24 protein-coding genes and 1 tRNA gene are annotated in these 24,356 nt (G+C 54.5%); 20 read left to right on the top strand and 5 right to left on the bottom strand.

Annotation, left to right across the window (positions count from 1 at the left end; all coding sequences use genetic code 11):
* The first annotated feature begins 150 nt into the window (after window positions 1–150).
* The 10 genes from L1P05_RS11820 to L1P05_RS11775 all read left to right on the top strand — a co-directional run bounded on the left by L1P05_RS11820 (window position 151) and on the right by L1P05_RS11775 (window position 10,905).
* A complete protein-coding gene (locus L1P05_RS11820; protein WP_071818528.1) occupies window positions 151–330 on the top strand; it encodes a hypothetical protein in 180 nt (59 codons plus the stop codon).
* Window positions 331–336: 6 nt separating this feature from the next.
* On the top strand, window positions 337–822 hold the full coding sequence (locus L1P05_RS11815) for a type II toxin-antitoxin system death-on-curing family toxin (RefSeq protein ID WP_034168785.1): 486 nt from the start codon (window positions 337–339) through the stop codon (window positions 820–822).
* Window positions 823–904: 82 nt separating this feature from the next.
* The gene (locus L1P05_RS11810; protein WP_041692533.1) at window positions 905–1,642 is read left to right on the top strand and encodes a C40 family peptidase; all 738 of its coding nucleotides are present in this window, start codon (window positions 905–907) and stop codon (window positions 1,640–1,642) included.
* Window positions 1,537–2,184, top strand: coding sequence for a tail assembly protein (locus tag L1P05_RS11805; protein ID WP_041692532.1), 648 nt, complete (start codon window positions 1,537–1,539; stop codon window positions 2,182–2,184). The genes L1P05_RS11810 and L1P05_RS11805 overlap by 106 nt, the downstream gene beginning before the upstream one ends.
* 58 nt (window positions 2,185–2,242) lie before the next feature.
* Window positions 2,243–5,338 carry a TipJ family phage tail tip protein gene (locus L1P05_RS11800; RefSeq protein WP_012849301.1) on the top strand — a complete coding sequence of 1,032 codons (3,096 nt, stop codon included), beginning with the start codon at window positions 2,243–2,245 and terminating at the stop codon, window positions 5,336–5,338.
* Window positions 5,335–6,336 carry a hypothetical protein gene (locus L1P05_RS11795; RefSeq protein WP_012849300.1) on the top strand — a complete coding sequence of 334 codons (1,002 nt, stop codon included), beginning with the start codon at window positions 5,335–5,337 and terminating at the stop codon, window positions 6,334–6,336. Before L1P05_RS11800 ends, L1P05_RS11795 begins: the two co-directional genes overlap by 4 nt.
* A gap of 53 nt (window positions 6,337–6,389) precedes the next feature.
* Window positions 6,390–7,052: an Ail/Lom family outer membrane beta-barrel protein gene (locus tag L1P05_RS11790; protein ID WP_012849299.1), complete on the top strand. Its 663-nt coding sequence runs from the start codon at window positions 6,390–6,392 to the stop codon at window positions 7,050–7,052.
* Between the two features lie 179 nt (window positions 7,053–7,231).
* A complete protein-coding gene (locus tag L1P05_RS11785; RefSeq protein WP_014526502.1) occupies window positions 7,232–8,104 on the top strand; it encodes a hypothetical protein in 873 nt (290 codons plus the stop codon).
* A gap of 60 nt (window positions 8,105–8,164) precedes the next feature.
* Entirely contained in the window at window positions 8,165–10,321 is a 2,157-nt protein-coding gene (locus L1P05_RS11780; protein ID WP_012849296.1) for a prophage tail fiber N-terminal domain-containing protein, read from the top strand.
* Window positions 10,322–10,323: 2 nt separating this feature from the next.
* Window positions 10,324–10,905: a tail fiber assembly protein gene (locus tag L1P05_RS11775; RefSeq protein WP_012849295.1), complete on the top strand. Its 582-nt coding sequence runs from the start codon at window positions 10,324–10,326 to the stop codon at window positions 10,903–10,905.
* Between the two features lie 99 nt (window positions 10,906–11,004).
* Here L1P05_RS11775 and L1P05_RS11770 read toward each other — a convergent pair whose 3' ends face one another.
* The 5 genes from L1P05_RS11770 to L1P05_RS11750 all read right to left on the bottom strand — a co-directional run bounded on the left by L1P05_RS11770 (window position 11,005) and on the right by L1P05_RS11750 (window position 15,471).
* Window positions 11,005–12,162 carry a tyrosine-type recombinase/integrase gene (locus tag L1P05_RS11770; RefSeq protein ID WP_012849294.1) on the bottom strand — a complete coding sequence of 386 codons (1,158 nt, stop codon included), beginning with the start codon at window positions 12,160–12,162 and terminating at the stop codon, window positions 11,005–11,007.
* A gap of 160 nt (window positions 12,163–12,322) precedes the next feature.
* A tRNA-Arg gene (locus L1P05_RS11765) sits at window positions 12,323–12,397 on the bottom strand.
* Window positions 12,398–12,587: 190 nt separating this feature from the next.
* Window positions 12,588–14,252 (bottom strand): FUSC family protein, encoded by a 1,665-nt coding sequence (locus tag L1P05_RS11760; RefSeq protein ID WP_012849293.1) that lies wholly within the window; start codon window positions 14,250–14,252, stop codon window positions 12,588–12,590.
* 8 nt (window positions 14,253–14,260) lie between these two features.
* Window positions 14,261–15,250, bottom strand: coding sequence for an HlyD family secretion protein (locus tag L1P05_RS11755; protein WP_012849292.1), 990 nt, complete (start codon window positions 15,248–15,250; stop codon window positions 14,261–14,263).
* Between the two features lie 11 nt (window positions 15,251–15,261).
* Entirely contained in the window at window positions 15,262–15,471 is a 210-nt protein-coding gene (locus L1P05_RS11750) for a DUF1656 domain-containing protein (RefSeq protein WP_012849291.1), read from the bottom strand.
* Between the two features lie 766 nt (window positions 15,472–16,237).
* On the opposite strand from L1P05_RS11750, the gene ccmA reads away from it, so the two are divergent.
* The 10 genes from ccmA (at window position 16,238) to mlaA (ending at window position 24,230) form a co-directional block, all read left to right on the top strand.
* On the top strand, window positions 16,238–16,861 hold the full coding sequence (gene ccmA, locus L1P05_RS11745) for a cytochrome c biogenesis heme-transporting ATPase CcmA (protein ID WP_041692531.1): 624 nt from the start codon (window positions 16,238–16,240) through the stop codon (window positions 16,859–16,861).
* Window positions 16,858–17,517: a heme exporter protein CcmB gene (ccmB, locus tag L1P05_RS11740; protein WP_012849289.1), complete on the top strand. Its 660-nt coding sequence runs from the start codon at window positions 16,858–16,860 to the stop codon at window positions 17,515–17,517. The genes ccmA and ccmB overlap by 4 nt, the downstream gene beginning before the upstream one ends.
* A 175-nt stretch (window positions 17,518–17,692) precedes the next feature.
* Entirely contained in the window at window positions 17,693–18,445 is a 753-nt protein-coding gene (locus L1P05_RS11735; RefSeq protein ID WP_015461969.1) for a heme ABC transporter permease, read from the top strand.
* Window positions 18,442–18,675 (top strand): heme exporter protein CcmD, encoded by a 234-nt coding sequence (gene ccmD / locus L1P05_RS11730; RefSeq protein ID WP_012849287.1) that lies wholly within the window; start codon window positions 18,442–18,444, stop codon window positions 18,673–18,675. Before L1P05_RS11735 ends, ccmD begins: the two co-directional genes overlap by 4 nt.
* Window positions 18,675–19,163 (top strand): cytochrome c maturation protein CcmE, encoded by a 489-nt coding sequence (gene ccmE / locus L1P05_RS11725; protein ID WP_015461968.1) that lies wholly within the window; start codon window positions 18,675–18,677, stop codon window positions 19,161–19,163. Before ccmD ends, ccmE begins: the two co-directional genes overlap by 1 nt.
* Window positions 19,160–21,130, top strand: coding sequence for a heme lyase CcmF/NrfE family subunit (locus tag L1P05_RS11720; protein WP_012849285.1), 1,971 nt, complete (start codon window positions 19,160–19,162; stop codon window positions 21,128–21,130). Before ccmE ends, L1P05_RS11720 begins: the two co-directional genes overlap by 4 nt.
* Entirely contained in the window at window positions 21,127–21,681 is a 555-nt protein-coding gene (locus L1P05_RS11715) for a DsbE family thiol:disulfide interchange protein (protein WP_012849284.1), read from the top strand. Before L1P05_RS11720 ends, L1P05_RS11715 begins: the two co-directional genes overlap by 4 nt.
* Window positions 21,678–22,181, top strand: coding sequence for a cytochrome c-type biogenesis protein (locus tag L1P05_RS11710; protein WP_012849283.1), 504 nt, complete (start codon window positions 21,678–21,680; stop codon window positions 22,179–22,181). The genes L1P05_RS11715 and L1P05_RS11710 overlap by 4 nt, the downstream gene beginning before the upstream one ends.
* Window positions 22,178–23,392: a c-type cytochrome biogenesis protein CcmI gene (gene ccmI, locus L1P05_RS11705; protein ID WP_012849282.1), complete on the top strand. Its 1,215-nt coding sequence runs from the start codon at window positions 22,178–22,180 to the stop codon at window positions 23,390–23,392. Before L1P05_RS11710 ends, ccmI begins: the two co-directional genes overlap by 4 nt.
* A 70-nt stretch (window positions 23,393–23,462) precedes the next feature.
* On the top strand, window positions 23,463–24,230 hold the full coding sequence (gene mlaA / locus L1P05_RS11700; RefSeq protein ID WP_012849281.1) for a phospholipid-binding lipoprotein MlaA: 768 nt from the start codon (window positions 23,463–23,465) through the stop codon (window positions 24,228–24,230).
* The last annotated feature ends 126 nt before the right edge of the window (window positions 24,231–24,356 follow it).

The following is a 24,356-nucleotide window of genomic DNA, read 5'->3' as shown; positions in this document are numbered from 1 at the left end:
TATGGGCTTGACTAAGTGGTAGTAATGATCAGCATGATGTTGACCTGATATCACTAATGGTATTAAATGTACTTAACATAGCCAAAGCCATACATAGTTTTCAGTTGCAGCGTCGCTGTAACTTTGCGCAGCAATACAGAGGGTATCATCATGAGTCACGCATTGAAAAAGGCCGCTCGCTTGAGCATTCAGCCTCGTGACAAGTCTCAGCTGGCTCATCCACGTGCGGCGATCGACGAAAAATGCTTGCATGCAGATCAAGTTAAGAACGCTTTTGATTTTGCATTCACCCGATATGCATCAGCAATGCAAGACCTTTCAAAGGTTTAATACTGCATGGCAGATATAGTTGATGCGGTAAACTACTTATCCGTTGACGATCTGATTTACCTCAACCGAAGGCTCATCGAGGCACAAACGCCAGATGAGCCTATCGGGGTTCTAAATTTATCCAATCTGTCATCTTCCCAAGCTCGCCCAAGCATGGTCAAGTACTATAAGCAAACAGATGATATGTTTGTTTTAGCTGCCTCATTAATTGAAAGTTTGATTCAAAATCATCCGTTCGCGAACGCAAACAAGCGAACAGCCATGATGGCGGGGGCTGTATTTTTGCTATTGAATGGCTATGAACTTACCGCCCCAGGAGACGAGATCGTCGAAATAGCGGTTGGTTTGGCTTGCAAGGATTATGATGTGGATGACTTGGAGAATTGGTTGTGCCAGTGGTCAAGAGCATATGATGCAAGGGGGCTCTGTCATGTGCACCAGTTGGAAATATCTGCTGTGATTAGCCTGATAGCGATGAGTGGAGAGTCATAAGCCTTACCATCAATTCTATTGATTGAGTAAACACTTCTTATTAAGCTCGACTATATGTCGGGCTTTTTGCATTGGGAGCCATATGTTTGATGATGATCTCGTTGCGTATGCCAGCCAATGTACGCCAGCTGAAGCGTGCGGTTATGTGGTACGCACACAACAAGGTGATATTTTTCTACCCGTTAAAAATAGCTCGATCGAACCTACGCAGTATTTCCGCATGGCTCCTGAGGACTTTTTTGCAGCGCAGTCTAAAGGTGATGTTGTCGCCCTTGTGCACAGCCACCCGGAGGGGCCTCCATTTCTGAGCTCCGCAGATCGGTTGATCCAAGTGCAAAGTGCCTTGCCTTGGTGGTTGATCTGTGATGGTTCGGTCCAGAGATTCCGCTGCGTTCCGCCGTTGCTAGGGCGTAAGTTTACGCATGGGGTGATGGACTGTTACACCTTATTCCAAGACGCCTATCACCTGGTTGGGATCGCTATGCCCGACTTTAGCCGGGAGGATGACTGGTGGCGGCATGGTCAAAATCTCTATTTAGAAAATATGGTGGCCACCGGGTTTAGGCAAGTCAAAGGTGTGCCGCAGCCAGGCGATATCATGCTGTTCTGTTATGGATGCTCGGTCGCCAACCATGCCGCCATTTACTGTGGTGGGCAGACTATCCTTCATCACCTTCCTAACCAACTCAGCAAGCGAGAGGAGCTAACCGGATCATGGCAACGACGCATGCACAGCCTATGGCGACATACGGCATGGCAACCTTCCTCTTTCATGGGGATCTACAACGATTTGGTCGCAGAATTCAATTACAGGTCATGACGGCGGCAGAGGGGCTCCACGCCTTGTTAGTGCAGATTAGTGGCTTGCGTCAGCATTTACGCGAAGGATGGTATCAGGTACGCATTGCGGGTCATGATGTGGCGTCAGACAAAGTAATGCAGCGTTTGCATGAACCACTTCCCCCCGGGGCGATTGTGCATATCGTTCCGCGTATGGAGGGTGCGGCGAAAGGCGGTATCTTCCAGTTCATTGCTGGTGCCGTGCTCACTACTGTTGGTTTATTGACATCTTGGACAGGGATTAGCTCTGCCCTTACAGCGGCGGGTATCGGGATGATGTTGGGGGGTGTTGCTCAAATGCTGACGCCAACACCTCGGACGCCTGCGTCGTCACAGGGCGATAACGGAAAGGGGAATAGCTATTTCTCCAACCTGGATAACGCCGTTTCACAGGGAAATGTCATGCCAATTCCCTATGGCGAGATCCTTACCGGGTCGCGGGTTATATCGCAGTCCGTCAGTATATGGGATGGCAACGGTGATACTGATGTCGATCTCGGTAAAGCTGGGCAGACGTTATAATTTTCGCGCTATTCAATAAGCCACCTTCGGGTGGCTTTTCTGTTTCTGGAGCATAGCCATGGGAAAAGGTGGGGGCGAGCAGCATACGCCTTATGAACAACCCGATAGCCTGAAATCAAAGCAGAAGGTTTCAATTATCGATGCGATCGGTGAGGGGCCAATCGAGGGGCCGGTTAATGGCCTGCAGAGTGTCCTGTTGAAAATGACGCCAGCTGTGGACAGTAACGGCAACAGTAATGTGAATGGTATGAGCCTGCAGTGGGTAGCTGGTGAGAACGAGCAGCCGGCACTGAAAGGGTTTGAAGGGTCGGGAACGGAGGTGCCGGTAAACGCTGAAATTAAAAACGGCGCATCGTTGACCCGCACCATTACCTCTACAAACATTGACCGCCTGCGCTTTACGTTTGGTGTGCAGTCCTTAGTGCAGGTTAAGGACAACGGCGACCGTGTTGGAACGTCAGTTGATTTGCAGATCCAGATTATGCGGGATAAGGCGTGGGTGACAGAGCGAAATATTACGATCTCAGGGAAAACAACATCGCAGTATCTGAATGCGTTGGTGATCGACGATCTCCCGCCGCGTCCGTTTGATATCAGAATGGTGAGAAATACACCTAACAGCAGCAGCGACACACTACAAAACAAAACGCTGTGGGCCAGCTACACCGAGATCATTGATGTACAGCAGCAGTATCCCAATACGGCAGTTGTCGGGTTGACATTTGACAGTGAGCAGTACGGTAGTGAGATCCCAAGTCGTAACTATCACATCCGTGGGCGCATTGTGCAAATTCCTGCGAATTATAACCCGCTGACCAGGGAATATAGTGGTATATGGGATGGCTCATTCAAACCCGGATGGACAGATAATCCCGCTTGGTGCCTATACGATGTGCTGACTCATCCCCGCTATGGCCTTGGTAAAAAAATTGGCTCAGTTATCGTGGATAAATGGGCTCTTTACGCAATAGGGCAATATGCTGATGCCATGGTGCCTAATGGCTATGGCGGTGAAGAGGCGCGTATGCGCTGCAATGGTTATATCACCGATCGCCGTTCTGCCTATGAGGTGATTAGTGATTTCTGCTCTATCATGCGGTGTATGCCCGTCTGGAACGGCCAGCAACTTACCTTTATTCAGGATCGCCCTGCTGATTGTGTTTGGCCCTATACCAATGCCAACGTGGTTGATGGCAAGTTCTCGTATACCTTTAGCCCTAAATCATCTAGGCATAATGCGGTACTCGTGCGTTGGATTAACCCTGACAACGGGTGGAAAGAGGATTTTGAGTATGTATCAGATGATTTATCGATCGCAGCTAATGGGTTGAATCAGATCGATGTCGACGCCTTTTGCTGTACAAGCAGAGGACAAGCGCATCGACATGGCCTGTGGATTTTAACGACGGAAAAGCTTGAGGTGCAAACCGTATCTTTCAAAGTCGGCGCTGACGGGCTCAAGCATTTACCGGGTGATGTGATCGAGGTCGCTGATAATGACTATGCCGCTAACCAGATTGGCGGGCGATTACTTCATGTTGATGTTGCGCGGCGGACTATTACTTTGGATAGGGCCGTCACTCTGCCAAACGGTAAGGTTACCGTAAACACTATTGGTGATGATGGCCGTCCTGTTCGCCTGGATGTTGAAGGGCATCCGGCCCCTGATACGCTGTTGTTAAAGCGTATCCCCGTCGGGCTGAAAGAGTTGGGCGTGTGGTCATTGCTGTTGCCGTCCCTGCGTCAGCGTTTATATCGTTGCATATCTATCAAGGATAATCGAGACGGCACTTATAGCGTTGTGGCCATTCAACATGTCCCAGAGAAAGAGGAAATTGTTGATAATGGCGCCAGCTTTGACCCCAAACCAGGCTCTGATAGTTCATCTATTCCTCCAGCCGTAGAGCATCTCACTGTAGAGGTAACCCCGGACGATGGTCAATATCAGGCCATTGCGCGGTGGGATACGCCAAGGGTGGTTAGCGGTGTGCAGTTTGAACTAAAACTGAACCGTTCTGATCGTGTTGTTGGAACGCAGACAACCTCCGACATGGAGTATCATTTTTCATCACTTCCTCTCGGTAAATATGATTTGTCTGTTCGAGCAATTAATCAGTTCGGTCAGAAAGGTGATCCATCATCTGTGGAATTCAATATCTCTGCACCGGAGGCGCCAGCATTTATTGAGTTAACGCCAGGCTATTTTCAGATAACGGTTAATCCGCGTCTTAGTTATTACCAGAAAGATACGCAGTTCGAATTTTGGTTTTCTGAAAATCGAATTGTTGATGTGCGACAGATTGAATCACAAGCATCGCGGTTGGGGATCGCGAGCTATTGGGTAAAAGATCAGCTGTTGAAGTTGGGGACTGATTATTACTTTTACGTCCGCAGTGTTAATCAGGTTGGAAAGTCTGCTTTCGTTGAGGCTGTTGGTCAGGTAAATAGCGATGCTGATGGCGTCCTCGACATTCTGAAAGATAAAATTACCGCCAGTCAGATGACGCAGGATTTTCTGAAAGGCATTGATAATAATCTGGTGCGTGATGAGTTTAATAAAGCACTGGATGATTCAGAGGCTAAAGTTGATCAGGCATTGACAGTTCTGGAGTCTGCTGTTGGTGACTCTAAGGCTCAATTGCAGGCGTTGTCTCAGACTGTTGCGACGGAGGATGCAGCGTTATCCCAGAAGATAGATAATGTTAATGCTCAGGTAGGAGACAACGCTTCTGCTGTCCAGGTGATTTCCAAGGCGCAGGCAGATCTTAAGGGCGATGTGTCTGCCATGTGGTCAATGCAGGTTCAGACCACACAAGACGGTAAAAAGGTTATTGCCGGGATTCAGGCTACGGCTGAGGGAGGTGTTGGCCAAGTGCTGATACTTGCCGATCGTTTTGCCGTTATGAATCCCAATAATGGCAGCGAGTTGTTGCCTTTCATCATTCAGAATGGCCAGGTTATTATTGATGAGGCTTTCATGAAGTCACTTAATATTAACGATAGGTTTATTGTTACTCCAGATGGACAGCTCACCATTCGATCTCACAAAGATAGCCGCGTTGGTTTAATGATGGATAGCGATCTGATACAGATTAATGATGAATCGGGCCGGCCAGTTATAAAATTGGGAGATTTGAGGAAAACGCTGGTATGAGTGACTATGGTCTGAGAATCTTTCGTGATGATGGCTCCTTCCTAACGCTGAACAGCGAGACAACCGTATCAAAAATTTTGGGAGTATCAAGAGTTCCTGGTGATGGCTTAAATCTCGCCAAGGCGCCATTTAATACAGGGATCGTTATTCCTGATGGGTACGATTACTATTGCTGGAATAGTGCCCCCATCGCTGGTTATGACAGGTTATCGATAGGAGGGCCGTGGGGGTTTCATCGGAGATACTCGCGCCTTGATGGCGCAAGGCGAGTGCTTATTGATACAACCAATACCGCCGATTATCGTATTCCTGCCCTGTTTTATGCTGTCATTGCGTGGCCGACTAAAACGCAGCAGAAAGCCACATATGGTTTGGAGGTGTTAAATGGGTCTGCATTATTTAGGTTGACAGGTGATACATCATTTAGCACTGAGCTTTTTAGAGGAGAGGTAACCATAGATTACGGATGGGCTCCGTCCAGAATCAATCCGGCATTCAATCGATATAACTCTGTAGTGTTTTTCTATACCACTGATCCTACTGTTTGCATATCGTGTCATGAAGAGCCACAGCAAATAAATTTTTACCCGGTAGATATCAGTAATGCTGAGCCAAGGTCTGTTCGTGCGAAAGTTGTTATCTTTGGTACGGGAAATGGAGGTAGCGGACTTCAACGTGATACCTATGGCCTTGAACTATACAATAATGGCGTGCTGGCCTATAACTCAGGGTGGCGTATGCTAACACGGCCAATACTGTTAAATATGAATGGTATGGCTCAAAATAGTATGACCGGGGTTTCCGGCATTCGCAGGCCAATGTATATGCCTACAGGTGTTGGTCAGTGTGGGGTCCGCAAGCTATACCAGCGCAGCGATGGTTTTTCGATCGGCGCGGCAATGGGGCGGGTTTCTGGTGAGTTTGCTCATTCATCGCCATGGTTTGTTGGTGACTCGCCATTGATGGTACTTGACGCAGAAGATTACTTCTCCTTTTAACTTCCTCCCTTATTTCTACTATTCCACATTACCCCTTCATAAAAGGATCTGGTATGCGTGTATGCATTTTATGTCCTGCTATTTTGCTTTTCGCTGCTGGTATGGCTCAAGCGAGTTCAGGTGATTCAACAATAACGCTGAATTATATACAGCAATCGAATGGCCAGGTTGAGAAAGATTTGGCTGGGTTTAAGCAGATTACAGATCAGTTTATTGGATCTGAACACTTTGGTGCGTCCACGGCGCCATACCGTGATGCGGAAGGTGTTGCACTTTCCTATCGCTATGAGTTTACCGACTGCTGGGGCGTGATAGGGCGGCTAAGTTACACCGGATTACGCCGGGGAATGCAGATCCGGCGCGGGCATAATTATGGGCCGGGTGTCCCTGTACTTGTTGATGGGCGTAGCCGTTCCCAGCGATGGGGGATCATGGCGGGTCCATCGTATCGAGTTACCGACAATCTCAGTTTATATGGGCTGGCGGGTGCCAGCGTTGATCGGCTGAGCTGGCATATTCAGGTGGACGATGGCGCTAACGATGTGCTTGGGACGGCTTTGCACACTGCGGATCAGCAGTTAACCCGTGTATCGATGGCTTACGCCGCCGGAGTCCAGCTTAACGCCGGAGGTTATGTCCTGGACTTCTCATATACCGGTGTTGGCGGTGATGACCGCAGCCATGGCTTTTTGGTTGGGGTTGGTCTTATTTTTTAGAGTTTTGACATGACGGGTAAGTGTGGTGCGATTAAATGTTATTGGTTCGCTTTGCACTTTCTTATAAATCAATAAGATGTGTATTCATTTTGTTGTTTTCTCTCTATGGGGTGGAGAAAGCATCCACCTGTATCTATTCTTAATTAAAGAAAAGCCTAAGGATGGTTGAGATGAGATAAATGAATAAGAGAAAATATGTTTTTTTATTGTTTTTTATTTTTCCGATATGTGCTTTTGGTGCTGATGGTGCAGAGGACTCTGTTCCCGTGTTTACCACCCCGTGGTCTCGCCTTTTTTCTGGTTCAGAAGCGAGATTGTCTACAGCTATTACTTATAATGCACCATTGTCTAATCAAGACAAGTATATACCAGTAAGTTATACTGAGAGTGAGACCAAAAACATATATAACCAAAGAGTCTTTGTTAGTTTTCAGTACTCCCCATTAAGCTCTTTTTTTGCTAATTTGACGGTTAGGACACCATTGCAAAATATTAATCGTTATAGAGCTGATTTTGTTTATAGTTTTGGCTATGATGATTGGAGGCCAGGAACATTCAGCCTAGTATATAGCAATTATGGTGACAATAATAAATTCTTCCCACAAGAAGGTGATCGCAGAACAAAAATAGAGCAAGGAATGATTACTGCGGCATATAAGTTTTCGCTTCCGAACTCATGGAATAAAAATATATTGATATATCCTAGTGATAGCCTAACATGCCAAATAGGCTATTTATATGGCCCAAGATATTACTCGACACAAGAGAGTAGAATACGGAAAGGGAAGAGTGTATTGCTTGGAAGTTGCGGGTATACATTAAAACATAATTATTTTTTCAGGGTTTCGACGTTCTTTTACCCAGATAGATCTCAGCAACAACCATGGGATGCAGACTATACCTATAGCATTGGCTATGTTTCAGGTTATCAACCTGGTGATTTATCAATTTCATATAGTAACTATAGCGGAACACGGTATTTTTGGCGAGGTGATCGGAATGCTAACTTTCGAGATGGGACCATTAGTATTACTTGGGCTCTCCCATTCTGAATAAATAGTCACTAAGTAACAGGGCCACCATCGGTGGCCTTTTTTATTTATGGAGTCAATATGGCACGCATTACCGGCATCCTAAAAGATGGGATGGGGAAACCTATTACCAATTGTGAAATTGCGTTGAAAGCGCTACGAACGAGCGCAAGCGTCATTGTTCATACTGTCGCATCACAGAGCCCTGGAGAGGCAGGGCTATATGACATGGCAGCGGAGCCAGGGCAGTACCGCGTAACGCTCTGTGTGGATGGATATCCGCCGGAGTATGTCGGGGATATCCAAATTTACCACGACTCTCCTGATGGCACCCTGAACTATTTCCTAGGGCTCCCAGTGGATGGTGATTTACGCCCTGATGTGATGAAAGAGTTTGAGATAATGGTGGCCAAAGTTTCAGCCCAGTCTGCTGAGGTTGAAAAAAATAAGGATGCCGCCGCAGAGAGCGCTCGATCAGCACTGAATAGCCAGCAGTCCGCCCATAGTTCAGAGTCGGCAGCCGCGGAGAGCGCCGCTGCAGCACTGGCCAGCCAGAACGCCGCGAAAGCGTCGGAGCAATTAGCTGCTAGTGGCGCCCAGTCTGCGCAGGCCAGCCAGCAAGCGGCCAAAGCCTCGGAGTCTGCGGCAGCAGACAGCGCTGCTGCTGCGCTGGCCAGTCAGAATGCAGCTAAAGAATCAGAGCAGGCAGCCGCCAGTAGCGCCCTGGCCGCTCAGGCCAGTCAGCAGTCCGCCCATGGTTCAGAGTCGGCAGCCGCGGAGAGCGCAGCTGCAGCATTGGCCAGCCAGAATGCTGCGAAAGCGTCGGAGTTGGCCGCGACCTCCTCTGCGGAAACTGCGGCAAATGATGCAGCTGCAAAAGCGGCACAGGCAACCGAGGCTACTCTGAAGGAGGCTGTGCGTGCAGATGCAGATCGTGCCGCATCCAGCGCCACGGAAGCGCATTCCTCTACAGAGCAGGCTGCTGGATCGGCAAGTAGTGCTCATAATTCGCAAATGGCAGCTGCTCAGTCAGCGTCACAGGCGGCGGGATTGGCCGATAAAGTGAAAGCTTCAGAAGCTGCAGCGGCAGAGAGCGCATCATCTGCTGCGCAATCAGTGTCACAGGCATCAAGCTCAGCCAGTGCGGCAGCAGGTAGTGCTAGCGCCGCGAAATCCTCGGAAACAGCCGCCGCAGGGAGTGCGTTGGCGGCGGAAGGATCTGCACAGAGTGCCAAGGTAGAGGCTGATCGTATCTCTGGGGGGTTGGATACCAAGCAGGATAAATCAGAACTACTGGGCGCGATTGCTGCGTTGCAGGATGCGGCAAATAAGATCGTTGTGTTGACGGGGCCCAGCTCTGTCGAGGCTGCGGACTTGAGTACATTTGCTAAATCGCTACTGAGTAAAACTGACCAAGACAGTGCTATTGAATGCCTAGGGTTAAAAGAAACCGTAACTTTAGCGGGTAATGCATGGTCAAAAAAATATATTGGACGTCTTAACAATGGCGGAGCTTTTGCTGGATGTAACCAGGGAGGCATTTATGAGGTCTCAATAGGGACGCCATCATCTGTTGCCGACTTTCCAATGAAAAATGGAACATATATCTATGGTTATGGTGTTTTATATGTAACATCAAATAGTGGTACAATATCGCAGCTGTATATATCACACAATGGTCAGATTGCAGCGAGAATTAAGTGGGGTGATCAACCAAATTTTAAGTCGTGGGCAGTTTATGACCCTAACTCCAGTTTTGAGTATGGATGTCCGCTTATTGGATCGCTAATCCCTTGGGCACTTGAGAGAATGCCTCAAGAAATATGGCCTAATTGTGGTATGCACTTTATCCCATACATGGGCCAATCTTTTGATCCAGAGCTATTCCCAAAATTACATGATGTGTATCCTGACAACAGGCTTCCTACAGATATGCGGGGGTATACCGCAAGAGGGTGGGATAATGGTAGGGGGATCGATATAGGTCGCGCATTACTCAGCTATCAAGATGATGCAATACAAAATATAACAGGACAATTTGGATGGATGCCATTTAATGGATCGTCCCCCGTAGCATCTGGTGCTTTTTCGGTTGATAAAATTGGTGCTAATGTCTGGGGTGGCGGAACTGAAAGGCGTGATTGTGCAATTGGGTTTAATGCCTCTAATGTCGTTAGAACCGCAGAACAGACTCGGGTTAAGTCTGTAGCATGGAATTATATCACTAGGGCAAAATAATTATGTTAGATAAGAATGGTAATGCGATAAACGATATCGTCATGACTGTATATGGTTTCTCTCGTAATGATCATGAGTTTATTGGAGGTTATGATGTCAGATTATTATCAGGGACAGGAATACCAAGCGACTCCACTATTCTGACGCCGCCAAAGGAAATTTCAGGTAAAACTCGTATTTTTAACGGGAGTGCTTGGGAATATATAGATGATCACAGGGGGGATACTGTGTATTCAACGTCAACTGGTGAGTCATCGCAAGTCACGTATCTTGGTGACATAAAGCCAGGATATACCCTGATAAAGCCAAGCACACCATACGATGCGTGGGATGGTACAGCATGGGTTACCGATCTCAATGCTCAGCATGCTGCTAATGTGGAACTTGCTGAACAGAAAAAGAGCCTCCTACTGAGTGAAGCTCAAGAGAAAATTGGCTTGTGGCAGACGGAGCTGCAACTCGGCATGATTACCGATAGCGATAAAGCTGCCCTGATTACCTGGATGACCTACATCAAGGCGGTTCAGGCAGTTGATACCTCGGCGGCTCCTGATATCGCATGGCCGCCAAAGCCGGCTGGTTGAGTGATTGGGGTGGGGCATGGACGCCATAAACACGTGGGACGGTGTGAGCGCGGCGTTGGTTATGTTACAAGGCAATTCTTTGAGTTCGTAACGCGAAGGTCATGCGACATTGCCGTCTATCCAGTCAGCCCACCATTGCATCATCTCTCGCCTTTTATCCAGATATTGTGCATGGTTATAGATCCCGCGCACGGACTGTTTATCTGTGTGAGCAAGCTGGCGCTCTATCGCCTCAGAAGGCCATTCGTGCTCGTGTAGAATGGTGCTAAATTGGTGGCGGAAACCGTGACCACTCGCCAGCCCTTCATAGCCGATTTGGCGAATGACCAATAGAACGGCATTTTCACTGATCGACTTATTTTTATCATTTCTACCGGCAAATACAAACTGCGATACAGGTTCAGTGACTGGCTTTAATGCTTTGAGCAACTCAGCGACTTGGTGCGACATAGGGACAATGTGAGGCTTACGGCTCTTCATTTCCGATTCGTCGATCGTAATTAGTCCGGAAGTGAAATCGACGTTAGGCCATTTCATAGATCTGAGCTCTTTGGTTCGCAGGGCTGTATACTGCAACACCATAGTGGCAATCTTCGAAACTATACTGCCTGAATATCCAGCCAATGCCTGGTTGAATGCAGGGATCTGTTCAGCAGGAAGGAAAGGGAAATTTTTCTTCCTGTATCCCTTCATTGCATCAGCGAGATCCGGCGCTGGATTGTATTTTGCTCTCCCCGTTACTATGGCGTAACGAAACACCTCACCACAACGACGCCGGGCCTTGTTTGCTCTCTCCATGGCTCCGCGCTCTTCAATCCGCCTCACAACAGATAAAAGGGCCATAGGCTCGATTTCATCCATCTCCATCGCACCTATGAGCGGGAGAATATCAGTTTCAAACATCCGCTGTAATTCATTCGCATACCCTTCAGACCATACCTGGCGCTTGTGGGCGTACCATTCCTTATAGATCACGGAGAATGAGTTATCCTTCTCGCTTTCCTTTTTGGTCCTTACTGGATCTATACCATCGGCAATATCCTTTCTTGCCTGGTAGGCTTTGTCACGAGCTTCTTGTAAAGAAACAAGAGGATATTTACCCACGGTTAAAATTTTCTCTTTACCGCCTAGTTTGAAACGCAGTTGCCACACCTTTTTTCCAGAGGCTGGTATGTAGAGGTATAGCCCGTTGCTATCCAGTAGGCGATAGGGCTTGTCTTTTGGCTTTGCTGCTTCAATCTGTTTAACCGTGAGCATGGGTAAAACCCCGGTGGGTAAAATGTTTTACCCGCTTTTTACCCGCAAAAGAGTGCGGCTGTCAACGATCTAAATCGAACGGTAGCGGACGGAAATTATCTGTGATTGCTTATCTGGCGTGGGGTTAGCGAACTTATGCGGATGTTGACGAACTATGTAATGGCGTTCCCTGCAGGAATCGAACCTGCAACTAGCCCTTAGGAGGGGCTCGTTATATCCATTTAACTAAGGGAACACGTGTATACGGTGTGGCGCAGCGGCGCTATCCGTGCCGAAGCATTGAGCTATCCTACCGTATTCCCTCTCTTTTTTTCAAGCCGATCCTCGGGAGAGGGGACAGAACGCGCTCTTTTTGCGCGGCGCCGCCTACTAAATGCGCAGTCCGCGGCGCCGCGCTGAGCGGGGGCGCCGTAGCCCCGCCGGCATCAGGTGCTTGTCGATGCCGCGAGGGTATCGAGATGTTCCCAGCGCTGGATGCGCGTCAGCATCAACGGTATTGTCGATACCCTTTTACGCCAATTCTCCTGCTGCGCCGGATCGAGCTTGCTGTACATGCTAAGGATGATGTCGGTGCGGCGCTCTAGGCGTACCAGTATCTTGCTCCGCGCCTGGCTGCGGCGGTTGAAAAAACGCTGGCGCTCCTTGACCCATCCGTCGATCTGCGCCTTGAGTCGGGTCTCGGTATCATTCACCACCAGTAGGCTTAGCGCTCCCGAGCTGATGGTGATGACGGCGACCAGGGCGAAGAGAAAGGTGGTGTAGCCATTGAAATAGTCATTGCCAGGAACATAGTTGTGGCTATTGGCGTTGACCATGACGGCGACCGCAAAGGCGATAAAGGGGAGCGTCCGCACTTTATATTGCCCATTTATCACAAAGGCCATCGGAAAATAGATTAACAGCATACTGAGCCAGAATGCGTTGGCGCTGTGCAGGCTAGGCAGGAGAAAAATAAAGATCGGAAAAGCGAACAGCGTGCCGAGGCTAAAGCCGATGGCGAACCCCTTGGGCGACATTCGCTCGCCGTATTGGCACATCACGAGCAGCACCGCCGTCAAGAGCATCACCTGAGGACCGCCGGGCCAGCCATAGCGCCAGAGCAGCATGCTGAGAATACAGCTGACAAAGAACAGGAGCGCGCTGCTAAAGGCGGAGTCGGTTCCGGCGCTGAACATGCGGTTTTGCCACTGCCAGCGAAAGCGGCTTTGTGCGTCAGTGGTGGCATTTTTCTGCACGATGTCGTGCAAATCGGCGGCGATCAGCGTCAGCAGCGAGGCGTAGCGCGGGGAGTGCGCCATCGTCATCGGCGGGATGGTCTGGTGCGCCTTGGCCGCGGCGATGGCGGCGCTAATCCATGCCTTTGTCTGGCTATCCAGCGCGTGCTGCATTCGCAGGGAGTAGAGGTGGCGGCTGAGCTTCTCCAGCGCGTAGATTTTATTGATCAGATTGTATTCATGGGAGTAGATGGCGCGGTAGTCGCTATAGTTTAAGGACATGGATTGACGCAGCAGGTCGATCTTCTGCGACAGATCCAGGTATAGCGTCACCGCATCCACATCCTCTTTATTGAGCAGGGAGTCCAGTTTTTCCAGGATAGCGTGGTACTGACTCTGCCACGACGCGGCATACTCCAGCGGCCACAGCAGGTTGAAGATGAAGATCACCGAGGAGCCGATGAACACGCAGCCTACGCGGTCGAACAGTACGCTGAAGGCGTGACTGGGATTGGAGAGAGAGGCGCTAAAGACGATGATGAAGCCGATGAGCACCCAGCGCCACATATCCTTATATTGAAAATTGGTCAGGCTGATATAGGTGCAGACGCTGCCAAACAGCGCGGCGCAGAGCATGATGGTAAAGGGATCCTGCGCTAACCACCAGATGACGAAGAACCCGATGCAGCCACCGACAAAGTTACCGACGATGCGCTGCCACCAGCGGCTGCGGACTTGGCCTATCGTCCCCAGCGAGACGATGAGCGCGCTGGTTACGGCCCAATCCGGCGAGTGCATCCCCAGTCGCATGGCGATATAGAGCGAGAGCATCACGGCAAGGGTGAGCCGCAGGGCTTTTAAACTTTGCAGTAGCATGGGACGCCCTATTTAACGATATCGACGGTAGCGCTGAGCCCCGGAATCAGATTCGCCATGTCACTGCCAGGGTCCAGCTGAATATTGACCGGGACGTTTTCCGCCAGGCGAACCCAGTCAAAGACCTGGGGCAGCTCCGACAGCAGGCCCGGGTTTGGCAACTCCTTGGAGTTGATCGCGGAGCCGATGCTCTGTACATGGCCGCGGTAGACGATGTGGGTATCGGCCATCAGGTAGACCTTGGCCTGATCGCCGACGCGAATGCCGGCGATGACGGTTTCTGGAAAGGCGCCTTCTACCCAGATGTTATCGGTATCGACCTCGGCCAGGACGGCGCTGCCGGGGCGTGCGTAGTCGCCGACGTTGAGGTTGACCGTGGCGATGTTTCCGTTGCTGGGGGCATAGATGTGGGTGCGGGCTAGGTCCAGCTCGGCCTTCGCCAAGGCGGCCTTGGCCGCCAGCAGCTGCGCATTGTCTGGGCCGATAGCGCCGCGGGCGGCGATCGCCTGTTGCAGCCGCGCCTGCGCGGTGGCCACATTTCCCTTGCTCACGCTGAGATCCGTCTCGGCCTGCTGGTAATCGTTGGTCGAGGCAAAATTACGCTGCTTCAGGTTACTGATGCGCTGGAAGTTCGCCTGCCGATAGCGGTACTGGCTCTGCGCGTTTTGCAGCGCCGCCTTGGCCGAGAGCACCGCGGCGCTCTGCTCAAGCAGCTGCTGCTCGACGTTCGCCAGATTCGCCTGGGCATTCTGGAGATTGATCTTGTAGTCGCTGTCGTCGATGGAGAAGAGCAGATCGCCTTTCTTGACCGCTTGGTTGTGACGCACATTGACCTGAGTGACCAGGCCGCTCACCTGCGGCGCGATATTGATGATATTCGCCCGCACGACGCCGTGGCGAGTGCTCAGCTGCTGATTGTATTTATGGATGGCAAAGATAATGATCGTGAAGGTGATGGCGAGAAATAACGCCGTGCGTGAAGCAGGTGACTTTAGCATATCATGACCCGTTAAATATAAAGCGTGGTGATAACCAGTAATGCATAGACGGCCGATGCATAAGCCCAGACGATCAGGCGCGGATGCCAGAAATAGCGTAATAGACGATAGCGTGCGGCAAATTTAACCGACAGCTGAGTGATAATGAAACAAAGAATACCTAATACCACCAGCTTGGGGATGAAGGCGTTAAGCAACACGACATCGTTGAAGAGTTCCATGATTACCTGTGGCTATTATAGTAGTTCTATTTAGGTACTATATAACACACCATTGATAATGATAATTACTATTTCGTGTGGTAATGAAACAGATCTTTATAAGTAAATCCAATGTATCACTAAAGCCGACGCGCGCTATCTGGGATTGTCGGGTTTCTAACCAAAATCATCATATTTATTATGCTATTATAGCTACTATTCTCCATCGTATCGCCGTAAATCGACGCCGAGGGCGCGCGCCGTATCGCCGAGGCGTCACATTTACGGGGCCGCGAGAGACGCGGTGTTTGCGCTGTAGTGCGGGGATGTATTTTCATAATATATATACGCGATATATTTGCTATATATCAGCCTAATCTAATTAAGAAATAATGAAGTCTTTCTTTATTGTGCTTAATTCTTTCTTTATTGTGCTTAATGATGATGGGGCGGGATAGGAAAGCGCGCGGTTCGCGGAGGCTGACGCCAACGCGATGGGTGAGGTGCGCTACGCTACGCCGTCTGTTCTTGGCGCAGATCGCAGCGCGTTTTCTCCGGCCGCTTTCCTCCTGTCGAGGGAGCGCGCGCCGGGCGTCGGGCGGTAAAATGTGAACTGCGTCGGTATGGGCGGCATTTCCGGTGCCTTGGCGGGATCTACCCGGTGATTATCCTTGATCTCACGCGTTATTTTACCCCGAATGAGTTAGGAGGAGTGTCACCTACGGGGTTCGGGGGACGAAGGGCTTATGCTATTATGCAGCGATTAAAATCAGGACAGAATCTATCCATGTTGACCATTTCCCGGCTGGGCTGCCGCCGCGATGAGCGTGTGCTGTTTGACGATCTGGACTTTCGGGTACAGGCGGGGGAGATAATTCAGATTGAAGGCCCTAACGGGGCGGGGAAGACCACGCTGCTGCGGATGATGGCGGGGCTGGCCTTACCGGATCGCGGCGAGGTCCTGTGGCAGGGGCAGCCCATCCGTCGTCAGCGTGAGACTTATCAGCAGAATTTGCTGTATTTAGGGCATCATCCCGGCGTCAAAAGCGTGATGACGGCGTTTGAGAACCTGGCGTTTTTCTGCCGGGTGCTGGGGCAGACGGATGAGGCCGCCATTTGGGATGCGCTGGCGCAGGTCGAGCTGGTCGGCTTTGAGGATGTTCCGGTCGCCCAGCTGTCGGCGGGGCAGCAGCGTCGGGTGGCGCTGGCGCGGCTGTGGCTGAGCCAGGCGCCGCTGTGGATCCTGGATGAGCCGCTGACGGCGATCGATAAACGCGGCGTGGCCCGGCTGATCGGGCTATTTGAGCGCCACTGTGCGGCCGGGGGCGCTATCGTGCTGACGACCCACCAGGATCTGAATTATCCCGCCATGCGTCGCCTGCGCCTGCGCGGTGAGGAGAAGGCGGTATGATACTGGCAGTCATTCGACGCGAGCTGCGCATTGCGCTGCGCAGCGGCGCGGAGATCATCAACCCGCTGTGGTTTTTTCTGATTGTGGTCACGCTGTTCCCGCTGAGCATCGGGCCGGAGCCGCAGCTGCTGGCGCGTATCGCGCCGGGGATCGTCTGGGTGGCGGCGCTGCTGGCGGCGCTGCTGTCGCTGGAGCGGCTGTTCAAGGACGATTTTCTGGACGGCTCGCTGGAGCAGCTGGTGCTGATCCCGGCGCCGCTGACGCTGACGGTGCTGGCCAAGGTGATCGCCCACTGGCTGCTGACCGGGCTGCCGCTGCTGATCCTGTCGCCGCTGGTGGCGCTGCTGCTGTCGTTTAACGCGGCAACCTGGCAGGCCGTCGCGCTGACGCTGCTGCTCGGTACGCCGACCCTGAGCTTTATCGGGGCTATCGGGGTCGCGCTGACGGTCGGGCTGCGCAAGGGCGGGGTGCTGCTGAGCCTGCTGGTGCTGCCGCTCTATATCCCGGTGCTGATTTTCGCCACCTCGGCCATCGACGCGGCGTCGATGGGGATGCCCATCGGCGGCTATCTGGCCATCCTGGGCGCGATGCTGGCGGGCAGCATGACGCTGGCGCCCTTTGCCGCCGCCGCCGCGCTGCGGGTGAGTATTCAGTAGGGTGACAGTTATAGGCCGGTTCTTGCATGCAGCGATAACTAAAACCGTGTTGATGCTAGGGCTATCGGCAGGACAAAATTTGCGGCGTTTATTGTATATAAATGCCGAATTTGAATGACTTTTCATCACTCCGGGCGCCAGCCCGGACCATTCATTACAATTGTGAGCAATCGCTATGTGGAAATGGCTTCATCAGCTTGCCATGCCGGAACGGCTCTATCGGCTGTGCGGCAGACTGACCCCCTGGCTAGGGGGGCTTGGTATCCTGTTTCTTCTGGCCGGCCTGATCTGGGGATTCGGCTTTGCACCAGCGGACTATCAGCAGGGTAACAGCTACCGCATTATGTACCTGCACGTTCCCGCGGCCATCTGGTCGATGGGGATCTACGCGGGCATGGCCGTCGCGGCCTTTGTCGGGCTGGTCTGGCAGATGAAGATGGCGGATTTGGTCGGCGCGGCCATGGCGCCGGTCGGCGCGGTGTTTACCTTTATTGCGCTGGCGACCGGATCAGCCTGGGGTAAGCCGATGTGGGGAACCTGGTGGGTGTGGGACGCTCGCCTGACCTCCGAGCTGGTGCTGCTGTTTCTCTACCTGGGGGTGATCGCCCTGTATAACGCCTTTGAGGATCGCCGTCTCGCCGGGCGGGCCGCGGGCATTCTGGTGCTGGTCGGGGTGGTCAACCTGCCGATCATCCACTTCTCCGTCGAGTGGTGGAACACGCTGCACCAGGGGTCCAGCAATATGCAGCAGAGCATCGATCCCAGCATGCGCGCCCCGCTGCGGCTGAGCATCTTTGGCTTCCTGTTTTTCTTTGTCACGCTGACGCTGATGCGTCTGCGTAACCTTATTCTGCAGCAGGAGCGGCACCGCCCCTGGGTCGCCGCGCTGCTGTCGTCGCCGGCTTCGCGAGGGAGGCGCCCGCAATGACACCGTTCTTTAATTCTTGGCAGGCGTTTTTTGCGATGGGCGGCTACGCCTTCTATGTCTGGCTGTCGGTTGCGCTGACGCTGCTGCCGCTGCTGGGGCTGGTGCTGCATACCCGCCTGCGCCGGCGCGCGCTGTTCGGTGAGATCCGCCGCCATCAGGCGCGGGAGCAGCGGATACGCCGGGCGCAGCAGGCCGCGGATGACGATAACAGGGAGAGTGACCCCGTATGATGAATTCACGACGTAAACACCGTTTGTATCTGGCCGTTGGCGTATTGCTGGGGCTGACCGTCACGGTCTCGCTGGTGCTGTACGCCCTGCGCGCCAACATCGATCTGTTCTACACCCCCGGTGAAATCATCATGGGGAAAGGGGCGCAGCATGAGAAGCCGGAGGTGGGCCAGCGCCTGCGCATCGGCGGCATGGTGATGCCCGGATCGGTGCAGCGCGATGCCGATAGCCTGAAGGTGAGCTTCAAGCTGTATGACGCCCGCGGCGCGGTCGAGGTGACCTACAACGGCATTCTGCCCGACCTGTTCCGTGAAGGGCAGGGGGTCGTCGCCCAGGGGGTACTGGCGCCGGGCAACGTCATTCAGGCCAAAGAGGTGCTGGCCAAGCATGATGAGAAATACACCCCGCCGGAGATCGAAGAAGCGATGAAAGAGAACCATCATCAGCCCACGTCGGGCGCAGAGCAACGGGACGGAAATCCATCATGATCCCAGAGATCGGTAACTTTTTACTGTCGCTGGCGCTGGCGCTGTCCGTGTTGCTCAGCGTCTACCCCTGCTGGGGCGCGGCGCGCGGCGATCTGCGCATGATGGCCCTGGCGCGGCCGCTGGCCTTTGGGCTGTTCGCCACCATCACCCTGGCCTTTATTTGCCTGGTGTATGCCTTTATCGCCAATGACTTTAGCGTGGCCTACGTGGCGGCCAACTCCAATTCGCAGCTGCCGGTCTATTTCCGTATCGCCGCGACCTGGGGCTCCCATGAGGGGTCGCTGCTGCTGTGGGTGATGCTGCTCAGCTGGTGGACGCTGGCGGTATCGCTGCTGAGCCGCCGCATGCCGTTGGATTCGGTCGCGCGGGTGCTGTCGGTGATGGGGATGATCAACATCGGCTTCCTGCTGTTTATCCTGCTGACCTCCAATCCGTTTATTCGCACGCTGCCGGGCTTTCCCATCGATGGGCGAGATCTGAACCCGCTGCTGCAGGACGTGGGGCTGATCTTCCACCCGCCGCTGCTGTACATGGGCTACGTCGGTTTCTCCGTCGCCTTCGCGTTTGCCATCGCCTCGCTGATGGCCGGGCGCTTGGATACCGCCTGGGCACGCTGGTCGCGCCCCTGGACCATGGCCGCCTGGGTATTCCTTACGCTGGGGATCGTGCTGGGATCGTTCTGGGCCTACTATGAGCTGGGCTGGGGCGGCTGGTGGTTCTGGGATCCGGTGGAAAACGCCTCTCTGATGCCCTGGCTGACCGGCACCGCTCTGCTGCATTCGCTGGCGGTGACCGAGAAGCGCGGCACCTTTAAGGCCTGGACGGTGCTGCTGGCCATCACCTCCTTCTCCCTGTGCCTGCTGGGCACCTTCCTGGTGCGTTCCGGGGTGCTGGTCTCCGTCCATGCCTTCGCCTCCGATCCGGCGCGCGGCATGTTTATCCTGGCCTATCTGGTGGTGGTGATCGGCGGCTCGCTGCTGCTGTACGCGCTGCGCGGCGGTCAGGTGCGCAGCCATACCCGCCATGAGCTGTTCTCCCGCGAGACGCTGCTGCTGGGGAACAACGTGCTGCTGGTGGCCGCGACGCTGGTGGTGCTGCTGGGGACGCTGCTGCCGCTGGTGCACAAGCAGCTGGGGCTGGGCAGCATCTCCATCGGCGAACCGTTTTTCAATACCATGTTCACCTATCTGATGGTGCCGTTCGCCCTGCTGCTGGGCGTCGGCCCCCTGGTGCGCTGGCGCCGCGATACGCTGGGCCGCCTGCGCACGCCGCTGCTGGCCGCGCTGGTGATCAGCGCGGCGCTGGCGCTGCTGCTGCCGTGGCTGCTGCAGGATCGCATCGTGGCGATGACGGTGCTGGGGCTGCTGATGGCGCTGTGGGTGGTGGTGCTGACGCTGGTGGAGCTGTACCAGCGGGCGACTCACCGCGACGGTTTCTGGCGCGGGCTGGGTAAGCTGTCGCGCAGCCAGTGGGGGATGGTGCTGGCCCACCTCGGGGTGGCAGTGACGGTGATCGGCATTGCCTTCAGCCAGAACTACAGCATTGAGCGCGACGTGCGCATGAAGTCCGGCGATAGCCTGGAGATCCGCGACTACCGCTTTGTCTTCCGCGATGTGCATGAGATCAGCGGTCCGAACTACAGCGGCGGCGAGGCGCTGATCGACGTGCTGCGCAACGGCAGGCCGGAGACCACGCTGCGCGCCGAGAAGCGCTTCTATACCAACGCGCGCAGCATGATGACCGAGGCGGCGGTGGACGGCGGCCTGACGCGCGATCTGTATGCCGCGCTGGGCGAGGAGCTGGATGACGGCGCCTGGGCCGTCCGGCTGTACTACAAACCCTTTGTTCGCTGGATCTGGTACGGCGGCGTGCTGATGTCGCTCGGCGGCCTGCTGTGTATGCTGGATCCACGCTACCGCAGCAGCGCGCGCCGCGCCAAGGATGCTCAGGAGAAGAAAACGGCATGAATCGTAAACTGCTTTTTATTCCGCTGGCGCTGTTTTTACTGCTGGTGCTGGCGTTTCTGATCCAGCTGCAGCGTAACGCCAGCGGTGAAGATCCCACGATGCTGGAGTCGGCGCTGATCGGTAAACCGGTGCCGGCGTTCCGCCTCGCCTCGCTGGATACGCCGGGCAAAACCTACAGCCAGTCGGTGCTGCGCGACGGCAAGCCGCTGCTGCTGAACGTATGGGCCACCTGGTGCCCCACCTGCTATGCCGAACATCAGTATCTGAATACCCTGGCGGCGCGCGGGATCCGGGTGGTCGGCCTGAACTACAAGGACGATCGGCAGAAGGCGATAAAATGGCTGAACGAGCTGGGCAATCCCTATGCGCTGAGCCTGTATGACGGCGACGGCATGCTGGGGCTGGATCTGGGGGTGTACGGCGCGCCGGAGACCTTCCTGATCGACGGTAACGGCATTATTCGCTATCGCCACGCCGGCGATCTGAATGAGCGGGTCTGGAAAGAAGAGATTGAGCCGCTGTGGCTGAAATATCAGGGAGGTCAATCATGACGGGGCTACGCGGCGCGCTGCTGGCGCTGGGACTGCTGCTGCCGGGCGTCCTGTGGGCGGCGGTGATCGACACCTACAACTTTACCAGCGAGGCGCAGGAGCAGCAGTATCGCGAGCTGACGGAGCAGCTGCGCTGCCCCAAGTGTCAGAACAACAGCATTGCCGACTCCAACGCCATCATCGCCTCGGACATGCGCCAGAAGGTGTATGAGCTGATGCAGCAGGGCTATAGCCAGCAGCAGGTGGTGGACTATATGGTGGCGCGCTACGGCAACTTTGTGACCTATGAGCCGCCGGTGACGCCGGCGACCCTGATCCTGTGGATCGGGCCGCTGCTGGCGATCCTGGGCGGGGGATGGGTGCTGGTGCGTCTGGCCCGTCGCCGTCCGGCGCGCGCGGCGCAGCGCGATAGCGAGGCGGCGCAGGCTGACCTCAGCGAGGCCGAGCGGCAGCGCCTGCGGCGCTTGCTTAACCAAGAGCATGATGGAGAGCCGCGATGATAACCTTTTGGCTGATAGTGCTACTGCTGCTGGCCGCTGCCGCAGCGCTGTTTCTGGTCCCGGCGCTGCGTACGCCGCGCGGCGACGACGGGGCGGATCGCGATCGCCTGAATACCCAGCTGTATCATCAGCGCCTGCGCGAGCTGGCGAAGGATGAGGCGCAGGGGCTGGTAGAGGGTCACGCAGAGATGCTGACGGATCTGCAGCATAACCTGCTGAATGACGTGCCGAAGCACGGGGCGCCGCGCGCTCAGCCGATCGGGCGCTGGGCGCTGCTGCCGGGCGTGCTGGTGCTGGTGGCGCTGTCGCTGGGCTTCTACCTGAAAACCGGCGGCTGGAGCCAGGTGGCCGAGTGGCAGCGGGTTATGACGCAGCTGCCGCAGCTGCGCGAGCGGGTGATGCACGAAGATCAGCAGCCGCTGGATCGCGAGGAGCTGACGCGCCTTGGGCTGGGGCTGCGCACCGAGCTGCAGTCGCAGCCGAACAACGTGGCGGACTGGGTGATGCTGGGGCGGATCGGGATGGCGTTGAATAACGCAACGACGGCCACGCAGGCGTTTGCCCATGCCTATAAGCTGGCCCCCAACGCGCCGGAGGTGGGGCTGGGCTACGCCGAGGTTCTGACGCGCTCCAGCGATGCGCAGGATAACCGCGACGCCGCCGCGCTGCTGCGCCGTCTGCTTAGCCAGGATCACCAGAATACCCGGGTGCTGAGCCTGCTGGCGTTTAACGCCTTCGAACAGGGGGAGTTCCGTCAGGCGATCGGCGCCTGGGAGATGATGCTGAAGCTGCTGCCGCCGGACGATCGGCGTCGCGATATGATCGAGCGCAGCATTGCGCAGGCGCGGGTGCAGGCGGGGATCGACGCCGCGCAGGTGCGGGTCGATATCAGCATGGATCCGGCGCTGGAGCGTCAGCTGCCGTCCGGCAGCCAGCTGATGATCACCCTGACCGACGGCCGCAGCCCGCTGCCGGTGGCGGTAAAACGGCTGCCGCTGGGCCATTTCCCGCAGTCGGTGACCCTGTCAGACGGCGATGCGATGATGCCGGAGCGGCTGCTCTCTTCGCTGACGCAGTTTTCCATCCGGGCGCGGGTGGTGCCGCCGGGCGCGGAGGTGGACGGGCCGAGCGATGTGTTCGGAGAAAGTGCAGTTTTACCCTATACTAACGGTAAAACGGTGGCGATAACCCTTAGCCGTCAGGCGCCTTAAGCGGCTGAGCGGTGCGTAAGGCTGGTGAAGGGCGCCCCGTAGAGGGGCGTTCTTGTTTATGGAGTGAATTATGAAATATCGTCTGGCGGGGGTGGCCCTGGCAAGCGTGGTATTGGCTGGCTGTGCCACGGGGTCTTCCCAGCAGGATACACAGGGGCGATCGGATCCGCTGGAGGGCTTTAACCGGGCCATGTTCAGCGTGAACTATGATTACCTTGACCCCTACCTGGTGCGGCCGGTGGCCGTGGTATGGCGTGACTACGTTCCTCGCCCTGCGCGTAACGGATTGATGAATTTCTTCGTTAACCTGGCGGAGCCGGCCAGCATGGTGAACAGCTTTGCCGAGGGGCGGATTTATGACGGCTTCCGTCACTTTAACCGCTTCTTCCTCAACACGACGCTGGGGATGGGCGGGCTGATCGACGTTGCGGCGATGGCCAACCCTGACAAGCTGGGCAAGCAGGATCCGCAGCGCTTCGGCAGTACGCTGGGCTACTACCATATCCCCTACGGCCCCTACGTCGTGCTGCCGGGCTACGGTAGCTTTACCCTGCGCCAGGAGGGGGGCGATTCGGTGGATTACCTCTATCCGCCGCTGGGGTGGCTGACCTTCTGGATGTCGGCCGGTAAGTGGGCGCTGGAGGGGATTGAAACCCGGGCCCAGCTGCTGGACTCCGACGGCCTGCTGCGCAACTCGCCCGATCCGTACATCACGGTGCGCGAGGCTTATTTCCAGTACAATGACTTCTTGGTCAACGGCGGCCAGGTTCAGCCGGAGACCAACCCCAATGCGCAGGCGATCCAGGACGATTTGAAGGACATCGACTCGGCTAACTGAGCCATATAGCCGCGCGGGCGCCCAACGGGCGCCCGTTTTTTATCTCTGCCGCGCCGCGCTCGCTGTGCGTCCCTCTCTCGTGACCCTTGCTATGCCGCCGGACTTTGCCGCGTCGGCGCCTCTCTA

This window comes from Edwardsiella piscicida, assembly GCF_021733145.1.
Taxonomy (GTDB): Bacteria; Pseudomonadota; Gammaproteobacteria; order Enterobacterales; family Enterobacteriaceae; genus Edwardsiella; species Edwardsiella piscicida.
This window is presented reverse-complemented; position numbering and strand designations above follow the sequence as displayed.

Excerpts from the sequence above, each read along its gene's own strand:
- L1P05_RS11815 (WP_034168785.1), top strand. The coding sequence starts at position 337 with ATGGCAGATATAGTTGATGCGGTAAACTACTTATCCGTTGACGATCTG.
- ccmA (WP_041692531.1), top strand. The coding sequence starts at position 16,238 with ATGTTGACCATTTCCCGGCTGGGCTGCCGCCGCGATGAGCGTGTGCTG.
- L1P05_RS11720 (WP_012849285.1), top strand. The coding sequence starts at position 19,160 with ATGATCCCAGAGATCGGTAACTTTTTACTGTCGCTGGCGCTGGCGCTG.
- L1P05_RS11795 (WP_012849300.1), top strand. The coding sequence starts at position 5,335 with ATGAGTGACTATGGTCTGAGAATCTTTCGTGATGATGGCTCCTTCCTA.
- L1P05_RS11820 (WP_071818528.1), top strand. The coding sequence starts at position 151 with ATGAGTCACGCATTGAAAAAGGCCGCTCGCTTGAGCATTCAGCCTCGT.
- L1P05_RS11760 (WP_012849293.1), bottom strand. The coding sequence starts at position 14,252 with ATGCTACTGCAAAGTTTAAAAGCCCTGCGGCTCACCCTTGCCGTGATG.
- L1P05_RS11785 (WP_014526502.1), top strand. The coding sequence starts at position 7,232 with ATGAATAAGAGAAAATATGTTTTTTTATTGTTTTTTATTTTTCCGATA.
- ccmB (WP_012849289.1), top strand. The coding sequence starts at position 16,858 with ATGATACTGGCAGTCATTCGACGCGAGCTGCGCATTGCGCTGCGCAGC.
- ccmE (WP_015461968.1), top strand. The coding sequence starts at position 18,675 with ATGAATTCACGACGTAAACACCGTTTGTATCTGGCCGTTGGCGTATTG.
- ccmI (WP_012849282.1), top strand. The coding sequence starts at position 22,178 with ATGATAACCTTTTGGCTGATAGTGCTACTGCTGCTGGCCGCTGCCGCA.
- L1P05_RS11735 (WP_015461969.1), top strand. The coding sequence starts at position 17,693 with ATGTGGAAATGGCTTCATCAGCTTGCCATGCCGGAACGGCTCTATCGG.
- L1P05_RS11800 (WP_012849301.1), top strand. The coding sequence starts at position 2,243 with ATGGGAAAAGGTGGGGGCGAGCAGCATACGCCTTATGAACAACCCGAT.
- mlaA (WP_012849281.1), top strand. The coding sequence starts at position 23,463 with ATGAAATATCGTCTGGCGGGGGTGGCCCTGGCAAGCGTGGTATTGGCT.
- L1P05_RS11805 (WP_041692532.1), top strand. The coding sequence starts at position 1,537 with ATGGCAACGACGCATGCACAGCCTATGGCGACATACGGCATGGCAACC.
- L1P05_RS11775 (WP_012849295.1), top strand. The coding sequence starts at position 10,324 with ATGTTAGATAAGAATGGTAATGCGATAAACGATATCGTCATGACTGTA.
- L1P05_RS11790 (WP_012849299.1), top strand. The coding sequence starts at position 6,390 with ATGCGTGTATGCATTTTATGTCCTGCTATTTTGCTTTTCGCTGCTGGT.
- L1P05_RS11755 (WP_012849292.1), bottom strand. The coding sequence starts at position 15,250 with ATGCTAAAGTCACCTGCTTCACGCACGGCGTTATTTCTCGCCATCACC.
- L1P05_RS11750 (WP_012849291.1), bottom strand. The coding sequence starts at position 15,471 with ATGGAACTCTTCAACGATGTCGTGTTGCTTAACGCCTTCATCCCCAAG.
- L1P05_RS11780 (WP_012849296.1), top strand. The coding sequence starts at position 8,165 with ATGGCACGCATTACCGGCATCCTAAAAGATGGGATGGGGAAACCTATT.
- ccmD (WP_012849287.1), top strand. The coding sequence starts at position 18,442 with ATGACACCGTTCTTTAATTCTTGGCAGGCGTTTTTTGCGATGGGCGGC.
- L1P05_RS11810 (WP_041692533.1), top strand. The coding sequence starts at position 905 with ATGTTTGATGATGATCTCGTTGCGTATGCCAGCCAATGTACGCCAGCT.
- L1P05_RS11710 (WP_012849283.1), top strand. The coding sequence starts at position 21,678 with ATGACGGGGCTACGCGGCGCGCTGCTGGCGCTGGGACTGCTGCTGCCG.
- L1P05_RS11770 (WP_012849294.1), bottom strand. The coding sequence starts at position 12,162 with ATGCTCACGGTTAAACAGATTGAAGCAGCAAAGCCAAAAGACAAGCCC.
- L1P05_RS11715 (WP_012849284.1), top strand. The coding sequence starts at position 21,127 with ATGAATCGTAAACTGCTTTTTATTCCGCTGGCGCTGTTTTTACTGCTG.